At 65.1% G+C, this 23749-nt stretch carries 19 protein-coding genes and 1 pseudogene; 9 read left to right on the top strand and 11 right to left on the bottom strand.

What is annotated here, in order from left to right:
* Positions 1-58: 58 nt before the first annotated feature.
* On the bottom strand, positions 59-610 hold the full coding sequence (locus ACVW1B_RS10160; RefSeq protein ID WP_253609111.1) for a PaaI family thioesterase: 552 nt from the start codon (positions 608-610) through the stop codon (positions 59-61).
* A 221-nt stretch (positions 611-831) separates the two neighbouring features.
* Here ACVW1B_RS10160 and ACVW1B_RS10155 point away from each other — a divergent pair, with 221 nt between their 5' ends.
* Complete coding sequence (locus ACVW1B_RS10155; RefSeq protein WP_253609112.1) at positions 832-1602, top strand: enoyl-CoA hydratase; 771 nt, start codon at positions 832-834, stop codon at positions 1600-1602.
* A gap of 149 nt (positions 1603-1751) precedes the next feature.
* Here ACVW1B_RS10155 and ACVW1B_RS10150 read toward each other — a convergent pair whose 3' ends face one another.
* The 4 genes from ACVW1B_RS10150 to ACVW1B_RS10135 form a co-directional block, all read right to left on the bottom strand.
* Positions 1752-2132 (bottom strand): DUF5071 domain-containing protein, encoded by a 381-nt coding sequence (locus ACVW1B_RS10150; protein WP_456780854.1) that lies wholly within the window; start codon positions 2130-2132, stop codon positions 1752-1754.
* 174 nt (positions 2133-2306) lie between these two features.
* On the bottom strand, positions 2307-3719 hold the full coding sequence (locus tag ACVW1B_RS10145; RefSeq protein ID WP_253609114.1) for a sensor histidine kinase: 1413 nt from the start codon (positions 3717-3719) through the stop codon (positions 2307-2309).
* Between the two features lie 141 nt (positions 3720-3860).
* Positions 3861-5120, bottom strand: a complete 1260-nt coding sequence (locus tag ACVW1B_RS10140; protein ID WP_431017260.1) for an MFS transporter — start codon at positions 5118-5120, stop codon at positions 3861-3863.
* 228 nt (positions 5121-5348) lie between these two features.
* Positions 5349-6011: a hypothetical protein gene (locus ACVW1B_RS10135; RefSeq protein ID WP_456780855.1), complete on the bottom strand. Its 663-nt coding sequence runs from the start codon at positions 6009-6011 to the stop codon at positions 5349-5351.
* A 162-nt stretch (positions 6012-6173) separates the two neighbouring features.
* Here ACVW1B_RS10135 and ACVW1B_RS10130 point away from each other — a divergent pair, with 162 nt between their 5' ends.
* The 3 genes from ACVW1B_RS10130 to ACVW1B_RS10120 all read left to right on the top strand — a co-directional run bounded on the left by ACVW1B_RS10130 (position 6174) and on the right by ACVW1B_RS10120 (position 9794).
* A complete protein-coding gene (locus ACVW1B_RS10130) occupies positions 6174-6341 on the top strand; it encodes a hypothetical protein (RefSeq protein WP_253609117.1) in 168 nt (55 codons plus the stop codon).
* 635 nt (positions 6342-6976) lie between these two features.
* Positions 6977-8173 (top strand): acetyl-CoA C-acyltransferase, encoded by a 1197-nt coding sequence (locus ACVW1B_RS10125; protein WP_456780856.1) that lies wholly within the window; start codon positions 6977-6979, stop codon positions 8171-8173.
* 316 nt (positions 8174-8489) lie between these two features.
* Positions 8490-9794, top strand: a complete 1305-nt coding sequence (locus ACVW1B_RS10120) for an MFS transporter (protein WP_456780857.1) — start codon at positions 8490-8492, stop codon at positions 9792-9794.
* A 28-nt stretch (positions 9795-9822) separates the two neighbouring features.
* Here ACVW1B_RS10120 and ACVW1B_RS10115 read toward each other — a convergent pair whose 3' ends face one another.
* From ACVW1B_RS10115 to ACVW1B_RS10105, 3 genes are all read right to left on the bottom strand, one after another.
* Positions 9823-11139: a carbohydrate porin gene (locus ACVW1B_RS10115; protein WP_456780858.1), complete on the bottom strand. Its 1317-nt coding sequence runs from the start codon at positions 11137-11139 to the stop codon at positions 9823-9825.
* Positions 11140-11187: 48 nt separating this feature from the next.
* Entirely contained in the window at positions 11188-12207 is a 1020-nt protein-coding gene (locus tag ACVW1B_RS10110) for a transporter (protein ID WP_057019751.1), read from the bottom strand.
* Between the two features lie 142 nt (positions 12208-12349).
* Complete coding sequence (locus ACVW1B_RS10105) at positions 12350-13132, bottom strand: acetoacetate decarboxylase (RefSeq protein ID WP_456780859.1); 783 nt, start codon at positions 13130-13132, stop codon at positions 12350-12352.
* Positions 13133-13371: 239 nt separating this feature from the next.
* Here ACVW1B_RS10105 and ACVW1B_RS10100 point away from each other — a divergent pair, with 239 nt between their 5' ends.
* The gene (locus ACVW1B_RS10100) at positions 13372-14535 is read left to right on the top strand and encodes a patatin-like phospholipase family protein (protein WP_456821575.1); all 1164 of its coding nucleotides are present in this window, start codon (positions 13372-13374) and stop codon (positions 14533-14535) included.
* A gap of 105 nt (positions 14536-14640) precedes the next feature.
* Here the strand turns inward: ACVW1B_RS10100 and ACVW1B_RS10095 are convergent.
* Together ACVW1B_RS10095 and ACVW1B_RS10090 are read right to left on the bottom strand one after the other, a co-directional pair.
* A pseudogene (locus ACVW1B_RS10095) lies at positions 14641-16201 on the bottom strand (acyl-CoA carboxylase subunit beta).
* A complete protein-coding gene (locus tag ACVW1B_RS10090; RefSeq protein WP_310880451.1) occupies positions 16131-17105 on the bottom strand; it encodes an IclR family transcriptional regulator in 975 nt (324 codons plus the stop codon). The pseudogene ACVW1B_RS10095 and the gene ACVW1B_RS10090 overlap by 71 nt, the downstream one beginning before the upstream one ends.
* A 129-nt stretch (positions 17106-17234) precedes the next feature.
* On the opposite strand from ACVW1B_RS10090, the gene ACVW1B_RS10085 reads away from it, so the two are divergent.
* The 4 genes from ACVW1B_RS10085 (at position 17235) to glsA (ending at position 22862) form a co-directional block, all read left to right on the top strand.
* Positions 17235-17456, top strand: coding sequence for an acetyl-CoA carboxylase biotin carboxyl carrier protein subunit (locus ACVW1B_RS10085; RefSeq protein ID WP_016847177.1), 222 nt, complete (start codon positions 17235-17237; stop codon positions 17454-17456).
* A gap of 153 nt (positions 17457-17609) precedes the next feature.
* The gene (locus ACVW1B_RS10080) at positions 17610-18773 is read left to right on the top strand and encodes a TAXI family TRAP transporter solute-binding subunit (RefSeq protein ID WP_310880450.1); all 1164 of its coding nucleotides are present in this window, start codon (positions 17610-17612) and stop codon (positions 18771-18773) included.
* A gap of 143 nt (positions 18774-18916) precedes the next feature.
* Positions 18917-20980 carry a TRAP transporter permease gene (locus ACVW1B_RS10075; RefSeq protein WP_253609123.1) on the top strand — a complete coding sequence of 688 codons (2064 nt, stop codon included), beginning with the start codon at positions 18917-18919 and terminating at the stop codon, positions 20978-20980.
* A 22-nt stretch (positions 20981-21002) separates the two neighbouring features.
* On the top strand, positions 21003-22862 hold the full coding sequence (gene glsA / locus ACVW1B_RS10070; protein ID WP_253609124.1) for a glutaminase A: 1860 nt from the start codon (positions 21003-21005) through the stop codon (positions 22860-22862).
* Between the two features lie 189 nt (positions 22863-23051).
* Here glsA and ACVW1B_RS10065 read toward each other — a convergent pair whose 3' ends face one another.
* On the bottom strand, positions 23052-23579 hold the full coding sequence (locus tag ACVW1B_RS10065) for a carboxymuconolactone decarboxylase family protein (RefSeq protein ID WP_253609125.1): 528 nt from the start codon (positions 23577-23579) through the stop codon (positions 23052-23054).
* Positions 23580-23749 lie beyond the last annotated feature (170 nt).

The following is a 23749-nucleotide window of genomic DNA, read 5'->3' as shown; positions in this document are numbered from 1 at the left end:
CGGTCTCATGGAATGTTTCCAATCATATAATAGCAGATTTGCGGCCGGAATGCTGCAGTTATTTCGCCTTGTCGGCCACTTTCGGTTCCCCGCCGAGCATCGAAAACATCGCGGTCGCGTGCACCGCAAGATTGCCCTTGTCGTCGCGGACGAAGCCCTCGGTGTAGCTGGTCTGGCGCCCGAGCTTGATCACCTTGCCTTCGGCGCTGATGGTGCCCGACCGTGCCGACAGCGGCCGCAGATAGGTCAGCTTGAGGTCGAGCGTCACCGAAGTCTGCCCCGCCGGCAGCATGGTCGAGATCGCACAGCCCATCGCGGTATCGAGCAGCGCCGCGGCGGTGGCGCCGTGCAGCAGGCCGATGGTGTTTTCCAGGCTCTCATGCGGCTCGAGTTCCATCACGATGCGCCCCTGCTCGACCACGGCCATGCGGAAGCCGATCAGCTTGGCCATCGGCGGCGGCGGCAACCGGCCGTCGCGGATCGCGCGCATCGCCTCGATCCCGGACATCGGCAGCGCCGCTTTCGCCACCGGTCCGGGCGCCTGCCATTCCACCACGCGGGTGCGCGTTAGATCGGGCGAACGAAGATCGATGCTTTCGGCGGCGGTCATGACGGCTCCATTTATATGACGAATATAATTCTATAGATCCGCATCCCTCGGCGCAACCGCCGCACCGGGTCCCTTGACAGAGCCATGCTTTGTCCGGGACATGGCGCAAGTCATTCCGGGGCGACGCAAGCACCAGACCCGGAATCTCGAGATTCCGGGTCTGGTGCTTGCGCACCATCCCGAAATGACTTGTCGATCCATTCCTGCGCCGGGGCTTTTCCATGGACATGCTCAATCCCCACTGCGGCATCGCCCGCGACGACAGAGGCGTCGTCCGCCTCACCATCTGCAACGCCGGCAAGCTGAACATCGTGAGTTCCGCGGTCACCAACGGCGTGCGCGAGGGTTTTGAGCATCTGGCCGCCGATCCGAGCATCCGCGCGGTGATCCTGGCCGGCGAAAGCGAGCGCAGCATGATCGGCGGCGCCGACATCAAGGAAATGGCGACGCTCGACCAGACATCCGCCGAAGCATTCATCAGCCGGCTGCGCGACCTCTGCGAGGCCGTGCGCAGATTCCCGGCGCCGGTGATCGCCCGCCTGCCCGGCTGGTGCCTCGGCGGCGGCCTCGAGGTCGCGGCCGCCTGCGACGTCCGCGTCGCCGCGCATGACGCGATGTTCGGCATGCCCGAGGTGCGCGTCGGCATCCCCTCGGTGATCCACGCCGCACTGCTGCCGCGCTTGATCGGCTGGGGCCGCGCCCGCTGGCTGATGATGACCGCGGAGAACATCGACGCCAAAACTGCGCTCGCCTGGGGCCTGGTCGACACCGTGGCAAAACCCGGCGGCCTCGACGACGCCGTCGAGCACACCGTCAATGCACTGCTGGAGTGCGGCCCCGAGGCGCTGCGGATCCAGAAGGACCTGTTGCGGCAATGGGAAGAGCTGCCGTTGACCGAGTCGGTGAACCTCAGCGTCGGCGTGTTCGGAAAGTCGTTCCAGACCGGCGAGCCGCAGCGCCTGCTGCAGGGGTTTTTGGACCGGAAGCGGTAGCGGTTCAGCACCTGTGGCCCGTATGAGCGCCGCGACATGTCATCTGTAGCCCGCATGAGCGAAGCGACATGCGGGGGCCGGATGCCCCGGATCTCGCTTCGCTCATCCGGGCTACGGGTAACTGAATGCGACTAGCTTAGCAGCGCCTGTCAACTCAAGAGGTCCTTGGCGACGATATCAAGTTCTTCTGCCTGTTCACCTGCCGTCGGGCTGGTGGCAAGGCGTTCAAGGTCCGTCCTAAGCTTTGCTTGCAGCTCTGCTGATTGCGCAACGATGAAGCGCAGCGTCCAATTCTTCCAAACGTCGTCATCTGTTTGCAGAATGCGTCGAAGGTGCGGATAGAGCGGCGTACCGATCCCCGCCAAAAATGGCTGCAGCACTCGAGCGACCGGCCAGTTCATGTCCTGCATCCATTCAAGCAGGGCCGGAACGATCGGCTCGACAGCTGGGAAACCCGAGGCGACGATGGCCTCGGCCCTCTCCGTATCGAATTTGTCTCTTGGTAGCAGCGCTGCCAAGTCGGAACACATCGTCCACTCCCCATGAGTTGCTGAAGCTTGTAGCACCTGTAGCCCGCATGAGCGCCGACACACGCGGGGCCGGATGCCCCGGATATTGCTTCGCTCATCCGGGCTACGCTGCTGCGGGTGACCTTCGCCGCGCGTTCGCAGGCACCTGCACCGGCCCGAGGTCGGCCCGCCCGCTCAGCTCGAGACGGGGATCTCGATCAGCACCAGCGTGCCGCGGCCCGGTTCGCTCTCCAGCGCGATCCGGCCGCTGAGCGACGACACCACGGTATTGAAGGCGATGTGCAGGCCGAGGCCGATATTGCCCCGCTCCCGCCCGGTGGTGAAGAACGGATCGAACACGCGGGCCTGCAGATCCTCGCGGATGCCGACGCCTTGGTCGGCGCAGGCGATCCGGGCGAGCGCCTGATCCGGCTGCGTCACCGTCATGGTGAAGCGTCCGCCGCGGCCGTCGGGATAAGCGTGCGCCGCCGCGTTGAACGCCAGGTTGCTGATCACCTGCGCCAGCGCGCCGGGATAGCTGTTCAGAACGATGCCTTGCGGGCAGTCGAGTTCGACGATCAATCCCTGACGGGACAGCAGCGGCCCGAGCTTTGCGATCAGCTCGGAGAGCCATCCGCCGAGCTCAAATGTATGGCGCTCCTCGTCGGCTTGGTGGATGGCGACCTGCTTGAAGCTGTGCACCATCTCGGATGCCCGATGCAGGTTTTCCGAGGTCAGTCGAAGGCCGTTCTCGATCCGTGCAATGCCCCTTGTCAGGTCGGAGCGCCGGACGGCTGCGCCGTTCAGCGCCTCGCCCATCGCGCGAAGGTCCGCCTCCATCGTCGTCGACGTGGTCAGCGCCAGGCCAAGCGGCGTGCTGACCTCGTGTGCGACACCGGCGACGAGCTGCCCGAGCGAGGCCAGCTTCTCGGCCTGCACGAGCTGCGATTGCGTCGCGTGCAGATCGCGCAACGAGGCTTCCGAGCGCTCCTTCTCCTGCTTCAGCGCCTGCGCCGTCCGAAACTGCCGGCGCGCGCGGAACTCGCGGGCGGCGACGGCGTAAAGCGACAGCGCAAAGGCGTTGAGGACCAGGGAATGATTGATGAAGCGCAGCCCCGGCGGCAACGCCGGCCCGAGCGATTCAGCGATGCACAGCGCAATCCACGTCGTGAGACAGAACACGGCCAGCGGCCCGATCCGCAGCGGCAGCATGGTCGAGACGAACAGGATTACCATCATCACGCCGGGTGCCGCATAGGTGAATCCGGAGGGCAGCACGAGGTAGACGCTCGGCAACACGCAGCCTGGAACGACGCAATAGACGAGGAAGATCGTCTCGGCCCACGGCTTCATCGCCGGCACCGAGAGCAAGGCGGTGAGCGGCAGCAGGACCAGCACGGCGACCCCGCCGCGGATCGCTAGCGTGGTCGCCACGACGTCGGGATAGAGCACCCAATCCCAGAACGCATATCCGGCATAGGTGAAGGCGCCGAGCAGCATCGCGACCTGCGTCCAGCCGATATTGCCCCGCACGTACTGGTCTACAAATCGGCGCTCCTCGACGATGTCGTCGAAGCGCAGTCCAAGGCGGGTCAAAAGACGGAGCATTACAATATCAAACGAAAAAGGCCTGGCACTGGAACTTGGCACTGGAAATGGGAGCGTAGAAAATGATCTACGACAGCTTGCCCGCGCTGTCGCGTCCTTTTGGCGCATCGGCGACCGCGGCGCGGCATCGCGCCGCGCCCCTCACCGGGCGTTGGCCGGGGCGTGGGTCGGCCAGAGGTCGGCGCGCCAGTGCAGCGCAATCGCCAGCATGGCGATGAAGCCGGCGGCGGCGAGCAGCGTGCCGGTCGCGGTGTAGCCGATCAGGTCGATCAGGCTGCCGGCGGCGAGCAGCCCGAGCGGCAGGCCGTAGATCACCATCATGCGCACGCCCATGACGCGGCCGCGCAGATGCGCGCTGGCATTGCGCATCAGCATCACGGCGGCCGAGATCATCGACATGCTTTGCGCGATGCCGGCGAGCAGCAGGCAAGCCATCGCGACCGGCATGGTCCGGAGCTCGACGAACACCAGGAGCATGGCGTACCAGGCGAGCGTCGCGCCGATCAGAAGCCGCGCGATGCGTACCCCGCCGGCCATGCTGAGCGTGATCGAGCCGATCAGCGAGCCCACCGCAAAGCTGGCCGAGAGATAGCCGAGCCCGGTCTGGTCGGTATGGAAGATGTCGCGCGCGACATAGGGCAACAGACCGTTGGTGAGCGGGAACGCCGTGAGGTTGGCGAGGAACGCGACGCAGAGGGCGGCGCGCATGCCCGGGCCGCTCCACGCATAGACGATGCCCTCCTTGAGGTCGCGCAGCAGCTTTGAACCCGGCGCGTCGCCCGCCGCGAGATCGGTCGTGCCATGCGACTTGGGGCGGCTCATGCAGAGCATCAGGATGGCGGCGACGAAATAGAAGCCGGCGATCCCGACATAGACATAGCCGATGCCGAGCGCCGCGAACAATCCGGCCCCGGTCAGGGCTCCTGCGATACGCGCCGAGTCCTGCGTGGTGCGCGCCAGGCTGATGGCGCCGACCAACTGCTCCGGCGGCATGATGTCGGCGAGCAGCGCGCCGCGCACGCCGAGATCCGACGGGCGGATCACACCCATGATCGCGACGATGATCATGACGTTCAGCGGGGCGAGATGCCCGGTCAGCGCCAGCGTCATGATGGTGCCGGCGAGCACCGTATAGGCAAAGCGCATCACGGCGAGCAGATCGCGGTGCCCCATGCGGTCGCCGATCATGCCGACGACCGGCGCGACCAGGGTGCCGACATATTGCAGCGACGCCAGCACGGTCAGCAGCAGCACCGAGCCGGTCTCGACCATGATGTACCAGCCGAGCACCAGCGTCTCGACCTCGAACGCCCAGGAGGTGAGCAGATCGGACGGCCATTGAAAGCGATAGCTGCGGATGCGAAATGGCGCGAGCGCGGAGGTCCGCGTGGTCCCGCTCAAGACGCGATGACGCGTGTCACGGCGTGTCCTGCCCTTTTCCTTGTTCTTCTGGGTCTTGCTTCTTGGTCGTGCTTGCGGCGCTTTGAATTCGTCTCGAGTCGCTTGGGAAAACGCTCTGTTCCGTCAGCGTAGCGCCGAGTCGATTGGTGTCAATCGAGGCCGCCGCATGCGGCCATGCACGATGGTATCCGCAGCGACGTGATGGCGTAGCCTCGCGAAGCGCAGGCCCTACATCGGCGGCGCGGCGCGCCGCAGCATGAAATGGGTGGGTATGAAGGCGAGCAGTGGCAGGCCGATCATCAGGCCGGCCAGCCACACCAGCGGCGGCACGAAGCCTTGCGCCGCCCTGTCGCTGGTGCCGAAGACGTAGTTGATGTTGACCGGGGTCATGCCCGGGTCCGGCCGCGGTCCCGGCATCACAAAGTAGCAGATCAGCAGCAGCGCCCATGCCAGCACGCCCCAGGCGATCAGCGCGCGCTGGTCATAGCCGAGCCGCCAGACCAGGAACAGCAGCAGGAACGGCAGCCAGCCGTGGAAGCCCGACAGGAACCGCAGGAACAGCGACAGGTTCTGGTCGAACATGTAGTCGGTCATTCCGGTGAGCGAGTAGCCGGCGACATGGGCGAGAAAGTCGATCACCCAAAATGTTTGCGGCACAAGGAGTCCGACGGCACACATCGAAATCAACAGCGCGCTCTCGGTCCAGACCCCGACCAAGGTGAGGATCAGGCAGACATCGCAGAAATACAGAAAGTTGGTCGGCCCGTAGCAGTAGGTGTACACCGGCACCAGGACAGCCATGAAGGCGCTGAAGCCGATCTTGACGGAGAGCGGAATGCGGGCGGACGGCTGCTCGACGGCGATCACGGACATTGCGGTGGGACTTTCCATTGCACAATCCGCCAGCCCTAGCGCCGGATCGGTAAACAGACCCGTATTCCGCAACCTTGAATTGATCGGCGCTCGGGAATTCGGTTAACGCCAACTCAGCGGCGCCGGTACAGTTTTAGCTGCCCGCGAGGTGGTCGTGCTAGCATGCCTGCGGAGGACGACATGAACGCCTTCGAAGTTTTCGCGATCTACCTGATGCCCTTTGTAATCATCGCGATCGCAATCCGGCTGCTGATGCGGCGTTATGCCGTCGACCTGCCGGACGTGCAGAAACAAGCGGGCTCCGCGCCGAAGCGACGATTTCTGCTCGGCGCCTGGCGGTTTGATTAGATCAGCTCGCAGACAAGCTCGGATGCCGCCGCCCTGCGAAATTCTCAATCACTGATTTGCCCGACGACGCAAGCGAAGACCAAGCCAGTGTATGGTTTGTCCGTCTCACCCGATCGAGGGGCGAATCGCGATCGTCACGAACGTGGGTCGAGATGCGGACACCTATTCGGTGTCGTCCCTGCCTAGTGCGCAATTGCGCACGGGAGCAGGGACCCATAACCACAGGCCGTCATCGTTGAGCGACGCCCGAACGACGAGTCCCATTCACAATATCCGCTGCGGAGTATGGGTCCTGGCTTTCGCAGAGACGACGCCTGGGAAGCAACCGTGCGCTCTCATTCTCCCCGGCATCATCATGAATCGAGGACCATCCTCGTCGTCCTGGCGAAGGCCAGGACCCATTACCCCGAATGCGAATTGCCTCGCTATGCTGGGGCCGCTACCCTCCAACAACACAAGTCGGTGGTTATTGGTCCTGGCTTTCGCCAGGACGACATTGGTGATGGCGGAACGATCCCATCCCCAACTCATGCGAACACGACATTTTGTCATGAGAGCCGCAGTTGCATTTTTTGCATTGCATTATATGATGACAATAATTCAATCAAATTCCCGGCATTGAAGGGACTCCTGCCATGGCAACCAGCACCGATCCCGTCGTCATCCTCTCCGCCGCCCGCACCCCGCTCGGCCGCTTCATGGGCGAGCTCGCGCCGCTGCCGGCGCACAAGCTCGGCTCGCATGTGATCGGGGCTGCGCTCGAACGCGCAAAACTTGCGCCCGAGCGCATCGACGAGGTGTTCATGGGCAACGTGCTGCCCGCCGGCCAAGGCCAGGCCCCTGCCCGCCAGGCCGCGCGCGGCGCCGGACTGCCGGATGCCACCGGCGCCACCACCGTCAACAAGGTCTGCGGTTCCGGCATGAAGGCGACCATGCTGGCCCACGACATCATCAAGGCCGGCTCGGCCGAGATCGTGCTGTCCGGCGGCATGGAGAGCATGAGCAATGCGCCGTATCTGTTGCAGAAGGCGCGCGGCGGCTATCGCGCCGGCCACGACCGCATCATCGATCACATGATGCTGGACGGGCTCGAGGACGCCTACGAGACCGGTCGCTCGATGGGCGATTTCGGCGAGGCGACCGCGGAGGCCTATCAGTTCACCCGCGCCGACCAGGACGCGTTCGCGATGGAGACGTTGAGCCGCGCCCGCAAGGCGGTCGAGGGCGGCGCCTTCAAGGCCGAGATCGCCCCGATCACGCTCGCCGAGAAGGCCGGCCCGCGCATCGTCGCCAATGACGAGCACCCGCTGAAGGTCGATCCGGCAAAAATCCCCGGCCTGAAGCCGGCGTTCCGAGCGGGCGGCACCATCACGCCGGCCGCCTCATCGGCCAATGCCGACGGCGCCGCAGCACTGATCCTCAGCCGGCGCTCGCTCGCCGATCGCGATGGACTGCCCGTTCTCGCCGAGATCAAGGGCCACGCCACCCACAGCCAGGAGCCGCAGTGGTTCACGACAGCGCCGATCCCGGCGATCAGAAAACTGCTCGACAAGGTCGGCTGGAGCGTCGGCGATGTCGACCTGTTCGAGATCAACGAGGCGTTTGCGGTGGTCGCGATGGCGGCGCAGCGCGACCTCGGCATTCCCAGGGACAGGCTGAACATCAACGGCGGCGCCTGCGCGCTCGGCCATCCGATCGGCGCCACCGGCGCGCGGCTGATCGTGACGCTGCTGCACGCGCTGGAGGCGCAGAACCTGAAGCGCGGCGTTGCCGCGCTATGCATCGGCGGCGGTGAAGCAACCGCGATCGCGGTCGAGCGGGTCGCTCGGTAATCTTAATGCTTCTTGTGGATCACCCTGGCCGCAGGCTCACTCCGCCTCTCCCGCGTGCGGGGGAGGCCGCGGCGCGCGTAGCGCGCGGCGGGTGGGGGCTCTCCCCACGATGTGACTCGCGGAGAGAGCCCCCACCCCAGCCCTCCCCCGCAAGCGGGAGAGGGAGCGCGGCGTGTTCGCGGTTGCGACCGCGGCTCAATCCTATCGTTCTCCAACACGAGTCCGAAAACGAGGGAACTATGGCATTTTAGCCATAGCTCCCTCGTGCCATATTGCGCATCACGCAAAGCTTTCACCGCAATCGATCCGGAACACAATGATCTCGAACTGGCTTGCTTCCGCCCTCGCCCGCCGCAACATCCACTACGGCTGGGTGATGGTGGCCGTGACTTTCCTTGCCGCCCTGATCTCCGCCGGCACCGTCGGCGCGCCCGGCGTGTTCATCGTGCCCCTGCAGAAGGAGTTCGGCTGGTCCACCGCCGAGATTTCCTCGGCGCTGTCGATCCGCTTCATCCTGTTCGGGCTGATGGCGCCGTTCGCCGCCGCGCTGATGAACCGCTACGGCCTGCGCAACGTGACGCTGGCGGCGCAGTTGATCGTGGTCTGCGGACTATTGGCCTCGCTCGCCATGACCCAGGTCTGGCAGCTCATCCTGCTGTGGGGCGTCGTGATCGGAATCGGCACCGGGATGACCGCGCTGGTGCTCGGCGCGACCATCGCGGCGCGCTGGTTCGTGGCGCGGCGCGGCCTCGTGGTCGGCATCCTCACCGCAAGCGTCGCGACGGGACAGCTCGCCTTCCTGCCGCTGCTCGCGACACTGACCGAGCGCTACGGCTGGCGTGTCGCGCTTGGGCTGGTCTGCGTCATGCTCGGCGTCGCCGCCTTTGCCGTGCTGATGGTGATGCGCGACCGGCCGAGCGACGTCGGCCTGCGTCCGTTCGGCGACGAGGGCACGGCGCCGCTTGCCGCGCCGCCGCCGGCCAATGCGCCGATCGTGGCCGCCGCGCTGGGCACGCTGCGGGCCTCCGCGAAGTCGTCGGTGTTCTGGATCCTGTTCGCGACCTTCTTCGTCTGCGGCGCCTCGACCAACGGCCTGGTCCAGGTTCATTTGATCCCGATGTGCCTCGATTACGGCATCCCGCAGGTGCAGGCGGCGAGCCTGCTCGCCGCGATGGGGATCTTCGATTTCTTCGGCACCATCGTCTCGGGCTGGCTGTCGGACCGCTACGACAACCGCTATCTGTTGTTCTGGTATTACGGCCTGCGCGGGCTGTCGCTGCTGTTCCTGCCGTTCTCCGACTTCACGTTCTACGGACTGTCGCTGTTCGCGATGTTCTATGGCCTCGACTGGATCGCGACGGTGCCGCCGACGGTGCGCCTCACCGCGCAGCGCTTCGGCGCCGAGCGCGCCAATCTGGTGTTCGGATGGATCTTCGCCGGCCACCAGCTCGGCGCAGGCGCCGCCGCTTTCGGTGCCGGACTGTCGCGCACGATCTATCAGAGCTACCTGCCGGCGTTCTTCATTGCCGGGGCGCTGTGCATCTTTGCCGCGCTGATCGCGCTGGCGATCGCGCGGCCGCAGCCGAAGTCCGTGGCCGAGCCGAAGCCGGTCGCGGCCTGAGGCCGCTTCCCGCGCGACGTGCGCCGGGTCAGTACGACAGGATAGTGCGCATCCCGAACACCACGCTGTCCTTGATCCGATGCGTTTGCGTCGGATCGTTGGGATCGACGGCGCCGCCGCCGGGATGGGCAATGTATTGAAACATCGGCTGCATGGTGAAATTCTGGTTCACCACGTGCTGGTAGGTGATCTCGAGAATCGCCTCGTAGTCGCGGATCGGATACGGCGTGCCCGTGAAGATCTGGGTGTCGCGGTCGAGCGCACGCGCGGCGTCCGAAATCCTGGCATAGATCGCGGCGATGCCGAACCGATCGTCCGGATATGTCTCGCTGAAGCCGGTGAACAGGAAGCCGCCGTCGACATAGGTGCTGATCAGGTTGCGGTCCGATGGGCTGACCGAGGCGCGCATGAAGAACGCGACGCCCTTGTCAGCGTCCGGCCTGGCGCGCGCAAGCAACTGCTCGTAGACCATGAAGATGCCGTTGTCCCGCCGCAGCCAGCGCGTGTCGCCGGAGCTGTCGGGATCGGCGAGCGACAGCCCGTCGGCCGAGAAGCGCTGGTCGGCGAACGAGCCCATGTGATACCAGGCGCCGCCGGTGATGGTCGCCGGCAGCCGGCTCTCGCCGATCTCGAACTTGTATTTGAGCTGGCCGATCCACCACGGCGGATCGTTGGCCCGGAAATTCAGCCCGTGGGCGTTCAAGATCTGCGGATCGTCCGTCCCCTGCGGCGGCGAAGCCGAACCGTCGAACAGCGCCAGATAGGCGGTGATGCGGTCGGACAGATTGGCCTTGATCCGGATGCCGGGCACGGCGAGTGGCGGCGACGGTCCGCCGGCCGGCAGAATGGTGCCGACAATGCCGGGCCAGCCCAGCGCCGAATTGATGAAGATGTCGTCGTACTGGCTGTCGATGAACTCGACGTCCGAGCCCTGCTGGCCGACGCGCACCGAGAGTTTGCCGCCGAGCAGCTTCTGCTCGATCCAGAATTCATAGAGCCTCGTCGCCGGCAACGACTCGACGCCGGACACCAGGAACAGGTTGCCGACATAGCTCCGCGACAGCCCGTCGCCGTGGATCTGGTACATGTTGGCGTGGAAGGTCGCGCCGGTCCAGCCGATCGCCTTCTCGAGGTCGATGGTGGTGCCGAGATCGAGACGGCCGGTAAAGGCCGCGCCATTGCTGACGCCGCCGGAGACGTTAGCAAAACCCTCCCCGATATAGGTCAGGCTGAACTGGTAGCCGGCCTCCTCGAGCGCAGCCCGCGTATCCGCAATCCGGTCGGCGGCCGGCTTGTCCTCCGCATGCGCCGGCGCGCCGAGCGCGAGGGCCGCGGCCACCAACATCGCGCGGGAAAGAACTCTGCACATCGGGAATACCGCGGTGCGCTCGCGCTATTTGACGATGCCGAGCCGCCGCATCAGCAGATAAGCCAGCAGCGCCGACCCGATCAGAAGGCCGGCCGCGACCAGGAACCCGCTGTCGACGTCGGTCAACGGCAATCCCTTGGTGTTCATGCCGAAGATGCCGGTGACGAGCGTCGGCGGCAGCAGCATCATGGTGACGACGGACAACGCGTGGAGGTGCTTGTTGCTCTCCTCCTCGAGCTTGAAGCGCAGCTCCTCCTCGAGCAGGCGGCTGCGCTCGTGCAGTTCCACGATGTCGTGGTCGAGGCCGTCGAGCCGCTGCGCGAGCTTGCCGGCCTGCAGCCGCAGCGCCGGACTGAGATTGTCGGTGTTCTTCTGCTCGAGCCGGTGAAACAGCACGCGCAGGCCGGCGAGCTGGCGATGCAGGCGCACGCAGGTGCGGCGCATCCGGCTCAGATTCTTGCGCAGCTCCGATCCGGTATCCTCGGCGAGCACCCGCTCCTCGATCGCATCGATATCGGTGCCGATTTTGTCGGCCATGCGGTCCATGGTGTCGGCGATCTCGTCGACGATCTTCTCCAGCAGCGCCGCGACGCTGCCGACGCGATGGCCGCCCTCGAGCACGCGGCGTGTCGCATCGGCGGAGCACAGCGCCTGATGGCGGCCGCTGACCAGGAGGCGTTCGGTCATCGCAAAGCGGAGAAAGCCGGTCTCCCGGGTCGCGGCGTCGATATCCCGCACCAGATCGGAAAACACGCCGTAGACGCAATTGTCGACGACGTGGATCTGCTGGAAATTGTCATTCGACAGCAGCAGGTCCCGCGCCAGCTGCGGGATGTGCATGTTGGCGAGCCATGCCCGGGTGCGAACGTCGGTCAGGTTGAAGTGCAGCCACAGCCTTCCGTCATGGCTCGGTTCGATCGGCGCATCGATCGGAAGCGCCTCGGCACGGCCGTCGTGATGCAGGCGGAACGCCCAGACCAGACCGGGGACCGCCTCGCGGGTCAGCAGCGACCCGACCGGAGCGGGAGGTGGATCAGCCAGCATGGCCCGCCCCCAAGGCAATCGATAACGCAACCGCGCGAAATGACATGTTCAAGACCTCGCCCACGCGCAACGCTGAGCAAGCGCGTCCCTTCGACGCAACATAGGAGGACGCGCCTGTTACAGTTTTATGTCAGCGACCGCCCTACTCCGCGGCCAGGCCGGTCGGCGCCGCCTCCGCAGCCTCCTTGTTGTAGTCATGCACGACGCGGCCGAACGGCAGCGTCAGATCGGCGAGGAAGTGGTGCGCGCCGACGACACGCTTGACCGGGAAATCGGCGACCGGTGCATTGACATGCGGCACCAGGTGAAGCCGGCCGGGTCCGATCCAGGAGCCCTTGACGACGATGTCGGTCAAGTTGATCGCGACCAGCTGGCAGACCTCGAGATGGCCGTCGACGCCGGGGATCATCTTCAGATTAACTTGCGTCTTCGACAGCGTCGCGCGGGTGACGTCGCCATTGCCCGCCATGCTCTCGTGCTTGTAGCCCATCGTGCCCATCGCAACGAGCTGGCCGGCATATTCCAGCGTGCCGGTCAGCGTGTCCTTGACGATCTCGAGCTTGGGATGAGCGTACTTCTTCGGAAAGCCCCAGATCTCGCGGCCGGCCGCGATCGGCGGATCATCGTCGAGATACATCTGGCAGACGAAGTTGACCTCTTCGCCATGCAGGCGCGCGGGGATCACGAGGCCGGACTCGATGTAGCTGCCGAAGCCGAAGCTGTCGGGCATCTTGATCCATTCGTAATGCACGATCGCCTGCTCGATCGACTCCAGCGGCTCGGGCAGGCCGGCGCGGATCAACTCCGGATCGGTCTCATAGGTGATGACGAGGAATTCGCGATCGATGAAGCGATACGGACCGGCGGGATAGCTCGGGCCGGCGGCCGGCATCGACGGAAGCTTGAGCAGATCTTCCCTGCGCATCGCAATAACCCCTGTTTGAAAAGTTTGCGCGGAAGCTAACGGCCGAGATTGACAGCGATGTGAGGAATTTCCGTCAGGCGCATGACCGCGGTTACGCGTCGTGACCCGCGTCGCGCTACTGGGGCCAATGCTAACCATGCAGGCAGCCATGCCGGATGCGCCTTGCGCGGCCGCCGCAATTGTCATCACGGCGTCATCGGCGCGCTGAATTCTCGCCGCGAATTTCTGGAGTGTCTGATATGGACGCGCGAACCCCGCATTTCGACGACATCGAACACGCGACGCCGGGCTGGCGTCCAGAAGGCTGCGATCGTGTGGCCCTGGTCCTGCAGGGCGGCGGCGCGCTCGGCGCCTATCAGGCCGGCGTCTATCAGGCGCTGCATGAATCCAACATCGAGCCGGACTGGGTCTGCGGCGTCTCGATCGGCGCGATCAACTCGGCGATCATCGCCGGCAATCCGCCCGAAAAGCGGCTGGAGCGGCTGCACACATTCTGGGATCGCATCACCAGCCGCAAGATCTGGCACTACACTCCGGACGGCGACGTCTTCCGCAAGGCGCGCAATTTCACCAGCTCATGGCTGACGACCACGCTCGGACAACCCGGCTTCTTCACCCCGCACCAGGCCAATCCGTGGTTCAGCCCGGCCGGCGCGCGCACCGCCACCAGCTACTACGACACCACGCCGCTGCGCGAGTCCTTGCTCGAGCTGGTTGATTTCGACCGCATCAATTCCAAGAAGATACGCTTCGCGGTCGGCGCAGTGAACGTGCTCTCCGGCAACTTCATCTATTTCGACAATGCCCATGACGAGATCATTCCCGAGCACATCATGGCGAGCGGCGCGCTGCCGCCGGCGCTGCCGATGGTGAAGGTCGGCACCGATCATTTCTGGGACGGCGGCATCGTGTCCAACACGCCGCTGCAGCATCTGCTCGACCAGGAAGACAACATGAATTCGCTGGTGTTCCAGGTCGACCTGTTCTCGGCGCGCGGCGCGCTGCCGCGGGACATCCAGGACGTGATGGCCCGGCACAAGGACATCATGTATTCGTCGCGCACCCGCTACAACACCGACGTCTATCGCAAGACCTACAATCTGCGCACCGCCCTGCACAATGCGCTGGGAAAAATCCCCGACGATCAGCTGTCGGACGAGGAGCGCCAGCTCAAGAAGGCAAACGCCCGGTTGCCGGGCATCACGCTATTGCAGCTGATCTATCAGCAGAAGGCCTATGAGGGCGACGCCAAGGATCACGAATTCTCCGGCACCTCGATGCGCGAGCACTGGGTGAGCGGGCACGAGGACACCAAGCGCTCGCTGAAGCGGCGCGAATGGATCAAGATGCCCGAGAACGGCATGGGCATCGTGATCCACGACGTGCATCGCGAAGCGGAGTAAATACGTGTCGTCGTTGCGAGGAGCGCAGCGACGAAGCAATCCATACCTCAGCACATGGTTATATGGATTGCTTCGCTGCGCTCGCAATGACGATTGAGGCGCCGCTTACGGCCGCGTCGACATGTTGCTCGGCGGACCAGCCTTGCGGATCGGTTCGGCGAGGCGCGCGAACTCGCAGAGCAGCGAGCGCGTCTTGCGCGGATCGATCACCTCCTCGACCCAGAACTTCTCGGCCGAGCGGAACGGCGAGCGCAGCTTGTTGAGGCGATCCTCGATCTCGCGCAGCTTGGCGGCGGGATCGGCGGCCGCATCGATCTCGGCGCGATAGGCCGCCTCGATACCGCCTTCGAGCGGCAGCGAGCCCCAATAGGCCGACGGCCACGCATAGCGCATCGAGAAGCGGTTGGCCGGCTGATGCACCACGCCGGCGACGCCGAAGGCGTTGCGGATGATGATGGTGCACCACGGCACCGTGCTCTGGTTGACCGCCGCCATCGCCCGCACGCCGTGGCGGATGGTCGCCGTCTTCTCCGCCTCGAGCCCGATCATGAAGCCCGGGCAGTCCATCAGATAGACCACCGGCAGATGGAAGGTCTCGGCGAAGTCGACCCAGCGCACCACCTTCTGGCAGGCGTCAGCGGTCCACGAGCCGCCATAGTGGAACGGATCGCTGGCGAGCAGCAGCACCGCCCTGCCCTCGATCCGCGCCAATCCGGTGATGATCGGGCGGCCGAAATTGGTGCCGACCTCGAAGAACGAGCCCTTGTCGACGACGGCATCGATGATCGGCCGCATCTTGTAGACCTGCCGGCGGTTGCGCGGCACGGCCTTGAGCAGCGATTGCTCGGCACGCTCCGGATCGTCGGTGCAGGGAATGGTCGGCGGCAGATCGTAGACCGACGACGGCAGATAGGACAGGAAGCGCCGCGCGTAGTCGAACGCCTCCTCTTCGGTCTCGACGGCCTGATCGATCGCGCCGGCGCGGGTCTGGATGTCGGCGCCGCCGAGCTCCTGCTTGGTCAGATCCTGCCCCAGGCGCTTCACCACCGGCGGGCCGGCGACGAACATCGCGGAGCTCTTGGTCATCACCGAGTAATGCGTGGCGGCAAGCCGTGCGGCACCGAGGCCCGCGACCGAGCCGAGCCCGAGACCGACCACCGGCACGCGCGCCAAATTGGCGGTCGTGTACCAGTACCAGCGCGTGCCGCCGACGCCGCCGGGCAGATTGGCGGCGCCCCTGGTCTCGATCGTCTTCACCCGAGCCGCCGCCGCCGGAGCCCTCGATCACGCGAACGATCGGCAGGCGGAAGTCGTGCGCCATCTCCTCCGCCATCAACGGCTTGGCGGAAATCGATGCATCCGCCGAGCCGCCGCGCACGGTGAAGTCGTCGCCGACCACAACGACGGTGCGGCCGTCGACCCTGGCGCGGCCGAACACGCAGTTCGCCGGCGTCAGGTGCTTGAGTTCGTTGCTCTCGTCATATTCGGCGATGCCGGAGATGGCACCGACCTCATGGAAGCTGCTCTGGTCGACGAGCTTGTCGATGCGCTCACGAACCGTGAGCCGGCCCTGGTCGCGTTGCCGCTTGACCTTGTCAACGCCTCCCATCTCCCGCGCGAACGCTTCGCGGCGGGCGAGGTCGTCGAGTTCCGGCTTCCAGTTCATTCACTGCTCCCGTCTTGATGATTTTGTTGTTGTTATGGGCGGTCACCGGAAGCGTCTTGCGCTCGATCCGATTGCTGAAGATGTCGCCGTCGGCGCCTTCGAGCAGGCTGCCGAGCGCGGCGGCGAGCTCGACCATTTGCGGCGCGACCTCGCGATGCAGCCGCGCCTCGTCATACATCGCCGAGAGCAGGCCGATCGTGGTGACCACATAGGTCTGATACTGCGGCGACCACAGCGGCACCGCGACGCCGTTGATATGCGGGCTCCACAGGCCGCAGGCGACGACGTAGCCGTGCTCCTGCAAATGCCGGCGGTTGGCCTCGATGCGCGGCGTCAGCATCTTGGCGCTGTCGGGCAGCTCGCCCTCCATCTCCGCGATCAGCGCGTCGCCGACCGCGGGATCGAGCGCGGCCGTGTAGGCGTGGCCGGCCGCGGTGGTCGCCATCGAAATCCGGCTGCCGGTGGCCTCATGCAGGCCGAGCGCGTTCGCCGCGCGGGCGAACTCCAGATAGACCAGGTGAAAGCGGTCGGGGATGACGAAGCCCACCGTGCCGGGCAACTGATCGGCGACATCCTGCAGGCGCAGCCGGATCAGATTGCGCAGCTGCAGCCCCTTCATCATCGTGGTGCTCATCGCGACCGCGCTCGGGCCGATGCGATATTTCTGGTCGCGCGGCAGATAGACCAGCTGTCCCATCCGCGTCAGCGTGTGCGTCAGCCGCGACACCGTCGAACGCGGCAGACCGCAGCGGTTCGAGATCTCGAGATTGCCGAGCCGGGCCTCGTGTCCCTCGAAGCACCGCAACACATCGAAGGCGCGCGACACCACCTGGATGACATCGCCATCGCCTGTCTCGCTGGCGAGCATTCCCTGCCTGCTAAGCCGTTCCGAGCGCCTTCCCATCTGTTTGGCTCCATTCCGTCCTGCGGAATAAAATTCCACTTGCAGAAGAAGCTACCTCAGGCAATCTGCCGCCACAACAAAAAGCCGTTCGCCGGATGAAATTTCCGCAAGACGGTATCGGAGAGTGGAATGCCAGAGATCAAGGTTGTGACCGAAGTTGCCGGACGCGTTTGCGCGCTTCCTGTCGAGACCGGCAGCAGCATCGGCAATGGCGACGAGATTGCGTTCGTCGAAGCGATGAAGATGGAAATACCGGTCACGTCGACGGCAGCAGGCAAAATCAAGTCGATTCTGGTCAAGATCGACGATGTCATCGCCGAAGGCCAGGCGGTCGCGATCGTCGAGACCTGAGATCCCGTCCTTCCAGTCCGGCCGCGACAATCTGTCCGGTGATGCAGCGGCCGAAATCGCCGGCTTGCGCCGGAGGTAGCGTTGCCATCGCCGGATCACGATGCAATCATTCCGCCCGGAAAAGTTTCGCACAGCGAAACAAAGGGAGGAATTATGATCCATCGGCTGATGGCGCTCGCGCCTGCCGCTCTTGCCGGCATTTCGATCTTCGCTGCCCTGCCCGCCTCGGCCGAGGACGTCAAGCTGCCGCCGACCATGGCGGTGACCGCCTACGATACCGGCACCGCCGGCTTCAACATCGCGGTCGGCGTCGGCAAGATGATGAAGGACAAATACGGCACCGACGTCCGCGTGCTGCCGGCCGGCAACGACGTCGCGCGGCTCGCGCCGCTGCGCGCCAAGCGCGCGGTCTCCTCGGCGATGGGATCGGGGACCTATTTCGCGCAGGAAGGCGTGTTCGAGTTCGGCGCCAAGGAGTGGGGCCCGCAGCCGCTGCAGCTCATGCTGTCGTCGGTGGACTGCAATTGCGGCGCGCTCGGCGTGGCAGCCGATGCCGGCGTCAAGGAAATGAAGGACCTTCGCGGCAAGCGCGTCGGCTTCGTGGTCGGCTCGCCGGCGCTGAACCAGAACTCGCTCGCGATGCTCGCGTTCGGCGGCCTCACCCAGAAGGACGTCAAGATCGTCGAGTTCGCAAGCTACGGCGCGATGTGGAAAGGCCTGATCAACAACGACACCGATGCCGCGTTCGGCACCACGATCACCGGCCCGGCCAAGGAAGCCGAGACCTCGCCGCGCGGCCTGATGTGGCCACCGCTACCCGCCGACGACAAGGAAGGCTGGGCACGGGTGAAAAAGGTCGGCTCGTTCTTCTTCCCGCAAACCGCAACCTGCGGCGCCGGCATCTCGCCGGACAAGCCGATCCAGCTCGGCAATTACCCTTACCCGATCTTCGTCGCCTATGCCGCGCAGCCGGTCGACCAGATCTATGCGATCACCAAGGCGATGATCGTCAACTACGACGCCTACAAGGATTCGGCGCCCGGCGCCGCCGGGCTCGGTGCCGACCGGCAGACCAAGAACTGGGTCGTCCCCGTGCATCCCGGCGCGGTGAAGGCGCTCAAGGAAACCGGCCACTGGAGCGACGAGCAGGAGGCGCACAACAACACGCTTTACAAGCGCCAGGAGGTGCTGGCCGCCGCCTGGACGGATTACGGCAAGTCGAGCCCGCCGTCGGACGACAAGGCCTTCCTCGATGGCTGGATGAAGGCGCGCGCTGCCGCGCTTGCGAAAGCCAATATGCCCAATGGCTTTGAGTGAGACCCGCCAACGCGCGATGAGATCGGGTTAGTCGTCATCGCGCTTGCGCCCGTTCGAGCATGGTGCTTCCGGAAAACCGCTTCGCACTTTTCCGGATCATGCTCTAGGCTACGGGCAAAACGGACAACATTGGGGGATGCGTAATGCCCGAGAACGCCGCGGCTGCGCCTGCGAAAAGAATCGAGTTTGAAGATCCGCATGCCGGTCTCGACAATCTGCAGGAGGCCGAGGTCACGCGCGTGCGCACCCTGCGCGGGGTGTGGCGCTGGGCACTGGTGGTCGCAACCGCCGCAACCATCCTGCTCTGCATCAACCAGCAATTCTCGCTGCGCTTCTTCATCGACTACACCCAGCTCAACACCGAATATTTCTATCTCTTGATCGCGCTGATGCTGCCCTTCACGTTCCTGATCTTCCCCGGATCGGAGCGCGCGCCGCTGAACCGCATTCCCTGGTATGATCTCGCGCTCGCCGTCGCGACCTTCGCCGCCTCGATCTGGCTGATGCTGAACGTGCGCAAGGCGGCGCAATATGGCTGGGAGTCCGACGGCGCCCCGAGGAACGTCATCATCGCCGGCCTCGTGATGTGGGTGATGCTGATGGAGGCGCTGCGCCGGACCGGCGGCTGGAGCCTCCTGCTCAGCGTGCTGCCCTTCACCGTCTATCCGCTGTTCGCCGAGGCCAGCTGGCTCGGGCCGTTCCGCGGCTCGCAGCTCACGCTCGACCAGACCACCGCCTATCACGTGTTGTCCGGCGAGAGCCTGCTCGGCATTCCGATCCAGGCCTTCGCCGATACCGTGATCGGCTTCCTGGTGTTCGGCACCGCGCTGATGATGACCGGCGCCGGAAAATTCTTCATTAACCTCGCCTTCGCGCTGTGCGGCACGTTCCGCGGCGGCGCCGCCAAGGTCTGCATCTTCGCGTCCGGCCTGCTCGGCATGATGTCGGGCTCGATCGTCTCCAACGTGCTGACCGCCGGCACGATGACGATCCCGGTCATGAAGAAGAGCGGCTTCCGCGCCTCCTATGCCGGCGCGATCGAGGCCTGCGCCTCCACCGGCGCCGTGCTGGCGCCGCCGGTGATGGGCGCCACCGCGTTCGTGATCGCGCAGTTCCTCAATATCAGCTACGCGGAGGTCGCGGTGGCCGCGATCATTCCTGCGGCGCTCTACTATGTCGGCCTGTTCATGCAGGTCGACTCCTACGCCGCACGCCACGGGCTGAAGGGCATTCCGCGCGCCGAGCTGCCGCGCGTGATGGATACGATCAAGAACGGCTGGTATTACGTCTTCGTCATTGCGCTCCTGATCGTGATGCTGCTGTATTTCAAGCGCGAAAGCCACGCGCCGTTCTACGCCACCGCGCTGCTGCTGGTGCTCAACCAGATCTTCTCCAAGGAGAGCCGCTGGACGCTCGGGACGATCGGAAAATTCCTCGAGGTCAATGGCCGCACCTTCGTCGAGCTGGTCGGCATCCTCGCCGGTTGCGGTCTGCTGATCGGGGCGTTCTCGATGACCGGCGTGGTCTCGAGCCTCGCCAACGATCTGTTGACGCTTGCGGGCGACAACGCGTTCCTGCTGCTCGTGATGTGCGCCTTCACCAGCCTGATCCTCGGCCTCGGGCTGACCACCACCGCCTGCTACATCTTTCTCGCCATCCTGGTCGCGCCCGCGCTGGAGAAGCTCGGGCTGAACCGGATGGCGGTGCACATGTTCATCTTCTATTGGGGCATGCTGTCGTCGATCACCCCGCCGGTGGCGATCGCCTCCTTCGCTGCGGCCGGCATCGCCGGCTCGCCCGCGATGAAGACCGGATGGGAATCGATGTGGGTCGGCAGCATCATCTATTTCATCCCGTTCTTCTTCGTGCTGAACCCGGCGCTGGTGATGCAGGGACCGAGCCCCTATCTCGCCGGCCTCGGCCTGATGGCGCTCGCGGCGTGCGGCACGCTGTTCATCTGCGGCGGCATCCAGGGCTATCAGGCCTTCGTCGGCGACCTCCGCGGCGCCGGTGCCCTGGAATGGCCGCTCCGGGTGCTGCTGGTGATCGGCGGCTTCGTGCTCGCGACGCCCGGCGGCGGCATCAACCCGCTGTCGCAGCTGCAGGTGTCGCTGCTGGGGGTCGCGATCCTCGCCCCGACGCTGTTGATCGCGTTGCTGCTGGTCCGCCGTCAGGCGCTGGTTCCGAACCAGTTGCGCGCGCCCTGATTGCGATGCACAACAGGAGGCGATGAAACGATCGCCTCCTCCCGTCACCGCCACCACCACGGCCTGGTCCAGCTCGAAGCCGCCGCTGCTGCGGTTTCTGCACACCTGTTACGCAGACTTCCTGCCGGAGACCGCCGGCGCGGTGGCCGACTACATCCCCGAGCTCGGCAAGGCCGACCCTGCCCATTTTGGCATCAGCCTGGCGACGCTCGACGGCCACGTCTACGAGGTCGGCGACACCAGGGTGCCGTTCACCATCCAGTCGATGTCGAAGCCGTTCGTGTTCGCGCTGGCGCTGGACACGCTGGGCGCCGAACGAGTGGAAAGCGTGATCGGCGTCGAGCCATCCGGCGACCCCTTCAACTCGATCCGGCTCAATGCCGAGAACCATCCGTTCAATGCGATGGTCAATGCCGGCGCGATCGCCTGCTCCGGCCTGCTCCACGCCGACAAGGGCGACGGCGCGTTCGACTATATCCGCCAGGCGCTCGGCCGCTTCGCCGGGCGTGAGCTCGATGTCGACGAGGCGGTCTACGCCTCTGAGAGCGCCACCGGCGACCGCAACCGGGCGATCGGTTATCTCCTGCGCACCAACAGCGTGATCACCGAGAACGTGCCTGCGGTGCTCGATGTCTATTTCCGGCAATGCTCCATCCTGGTCACCGCGCGCGACACCGCCGTGATGGCGGCTACGCTCGCCAATCGCGGCATCAACCCGCTGACCGAGGAGCAGGTGGTGACGCCCTACGCCATCGCGCGCACGCTATCGGTGATGACCTCGTCGGGCATGTACGACTATGCCGGCGAATGGATCTACCGCGTCGGCATTCCCGCCAAGAGCGGCGTCGGCGGCGGCATTCTCGCGGCACTGCCGGCGCGGCTCGGGCTCGGCAGCTATTCGCCAAAACTCGACAAGCACGGCAACAGCGTGCGCGGCATCAAGGTGTGCGAGACGCTGTCGGCGCATTACGACCTGCATATACTGAACCGCAGCGACGACGCCCGCCACAGCATCATTGCCGACTACAATATCGGCAAGAACCCGTCGCGGCGGGTGCGCCGGCCGCAAGAGCAGGAGACCCTGGCAAAGCACTTCCAGGAGGTGCGCGTGATCGAGCTGGTCGGTACGCTGTCGCTTTCCAATGTCGACTATGTCTCGCGCCGCCTCGCCGGCAGCCCGCGGCCGGAATTCGTGATCTTCGATCTGCGCCGTGTCACGGCGACGACCCGCGCCGGCGCAAGGCTGGTGGCCGAAGCGTTCCAGGAACTCGCCGAGCTCGGCGTCACCGTGATCCTGTCCGGCATCAAGCGGACCTCGCGCGAATGGGCCACGATCAGCGAGTGGACCAGGCGGCTCGGCAATATCAGGGATTTCTACCTGCTCGACACCGCGATCGAGTGGGCCGAGGACCAGATCGTCTACCGCTACGGCGGCTCGATCGACTTCCTCGAGACCACGGAGCTTTCCGAGCAGCCGCTGCTCGCCGGATTGAGCGAAGCCGAGATTGCCGATCTCACCGCGCTTTGTACGGTCCGAACCTACCAGCAGAACGAGAAGGTCATCGCCGCGGGCAGTGAGGCGGCCTCGCTGTTCTTCCTGCGCAGCGGCGTGGTCCACGTCACTCTGCCCGACGGCATCCGGCTTGCGACGCTGACTGCCGGCATGGCGTTCGGCGAGATGGCGCTCTTGGAGCCGACGCGCTCGGCGGATGTGCTCGCTGACATGTCGGCGACCGCCTATGAGGTCACGATCAAGGATTTCGAACGCTTCCGCGAGCAGCACCCGCGCGCCGGCGAGCGGATCATGCGCAACCTCGCGCAGATCCTCGCCGATCGGCTGATCGTGGCGAATGCCAAGGTGGATCTGCTGACGTCGGGGTAGGTCTCTCTGTTCTCCCTCTCCCCGCCCTTCGCGGGGAGAGGGTCAGGGTGAGGGGCTGCATCCGCAAAATAACTTCGAGTTAGACTCGCGGAGATTCCCCCTCACCCGGACCGCATTCCGCTTCGCTGCATGCGCTCCGGCCTCTCCCCGCAGGCGGGGCGAGGCGAAGGACTCCGCGACGCGATCCGCTCAGCTCACCACTTCCGTGACCGGCTGCATGTCGATCTCGAAGGTCTCGAGAAATTTCGACGTCATGATGTAGAACCCGACCGAGAGCTGCAGCTCGATCAGCGCGGCCGGCGTCAGCTTCGCCGCGATCGTCTTGAAGGTCTCGTCGGTCGGCTTCTTCAGCTTGACGATCTCGTCGGTAAAGGCGAGCGCCGCGCGCTGCACCTCGTTGAAGCAGGTCGCGGACTGCCAGTCCTCGAGCGCGGCGTTCTGCTCGTCGGTGACGCCGACATTCTTGCCGATGCGCTTGTGCGCGACGATCTCGTAGGGCGCCTCGCAGAGAATGCCGGTGCGCGTGATCGCAAGCTCGCGGACGACGGGATCGAGCTCGCCCTTGTGGCGGATCGCGCCGCCGAGCCGGCAGTACTGTTCAAAGTAACTTGGCGAATGCGCCATCATGCGGAAGATATTGGCGTTGCGGTTCTTGTCGAGGATCTCGCGGGTCCGCGGGCTTGCCTTCGCGGGATCGGAGTAGTCGATACGGGCCATTTCCTAACCTTGATCTTGCTGTCGTTTCTGTCGGGTTCCGAAACACTAGAGCTTTTTCCGTTCCGATGAAATCGGAACGGGGCCCTAGATCCTTGTTTTGACGCGTTTTCTTGACGCGAACCGGTATCAACTTCGCTCGAAAACGCTCTGTACGAGCTGCTGTCGCAGGA

This window comes from Bradyrhizobium sp. USDA 4502, from assembly GCF_054063355.1.
This window is presented reverse-complemented; position numbering and strand designations above follow the sequence as displayed.

Bases quoted from the DNA above. Each gene is read 5' to 3' on its own strand.
- ACVW1B_RS10160 (WP_253609111.1), bottom strand. From the start codon at position 610: ATGACCGCCGCCGAAAGCATCGATCTTCGTTCGCCCGATCTAACGCGC.
- ACVW1B_RS10155 (WP_253609112.1), top strand. From the start codon at position 832: ATGGACATGCTCAATCCCCACTGCGGCATCGCCCGCGACGACAGAGGC.
- ACVW1B_RS10150 (WP_456780854.1), bottom strand. From the start codon at position 2,132: ATGTGTTCCGACTTGGCAGCGCTGCTACCAAGAGACAAATTCGATACG.
- ACVW1B_RS10145 (WP_253609114.1), bottom strand. From the start codon at position 3,719: ATGCTCCGTCTTTTGACCCGCCTTGGACTGCGCTTCGACGACATCGTC.
- ACVW1B_RS10135 (WP_456780855.1), bottom strand. From the start codon at position 6,011: ATGGAAAGTCCCACCGCAATGTCCGTGATCGCCGTCGAGCAGCCGTCC.
- ACVW1B_RS10130 (WP_253609117.1), top strand. From the start codon at position 6,174: ATGAACGCCTTCGAAGTTTTCGCGATCTACCTGATGCCCTTTGTAATC.
- ACVW1B_RS10125 (WP_456780856.1), top strand. From the start codon at position 6,977: ATGGCAACCAGCACCGATCCCGTCGTCATCCTCTCCGCCGCCCGCACC.
- ACVW1B_RS10120 (WP_456780857.1), top strand. From the start codon at position 8,490: ATGATCTCGAACTGGCTTGCTTCCGCCCTCGCCCGCCGCAACATCCAC.
- ACVW1B_RS10115 (WP_456780858.1), bottom strand. From the start codon at position 11,139: ATGTTGGTGGCCGCGGCCCTCGCGCTCGGCGCGCCGGCGCATGCGGAG.
- ACVW1B_RS10110 (WP_057019751.1), bottom strand. From the start codon at position 12,207: ATGCTGGCTGATCCACCTCCCGCTCCGGTCGGGTCGCTGCTGACCCGC.
- ACVW1B_RS10105 (WP_456780859.1), bottom strand. From the start codon at position 13,132: ATGCGCAGGGAAGATCTGCTCAAGCTTCCGTCGATGCCGGCCGCCGGC.
- ACVW1B_RS10100 (WP_456821575.1), top strand. From the start codon at position 13,372: ATGGACGCGCGAACCCCGCATTTCGACGACATCGAACACGCGACGCCG.
- ACVW1B_RS10090 (WP_310880451.1), bottom strand. From the start codon at position 17,105: ATGGGAAGGCGCTCGGAACGGCTTAGCAGGCAGGGAATGCTCGCCAGC.
- ACVW1B_RS10085 (WP_016847177.1), top strand. From the start codon at position 17,235: ATGCCAGAGATCAAGGTTGTGACCGAAGTTGCCGGACGCGTTTGCGCG.
- ACVW1B_RS10080 (WP_310880450.1), top strand. From the start codon at position 17,610: ATGATCCATCGGCTGATGGCGCTCGCGCCTGCCGCTCTTGCCGGCATT.
- ACVW1B_RS10075 (WP_253609123.1), top strand. From the start codon at position 18,917: ATGCCCGAGAACGCCGCGGCTGCGCCTGCGAAAAGAATCGAGTTTGAA.
- glsA (WP_253609124.1), top strand. From the start codon at position 21,003: ATGAAACGATCGCCTCCTCCCGTCACCGCCACCACCACGGCCTGGTCC.
- ACVW1B_RS10065 (WP_253609125.1), bottom strand. From the start codon at position 23,579: ATGGCCCGTATCGACTACTCCGATCCCGCGAAGGCAAGCCCGCGGACC.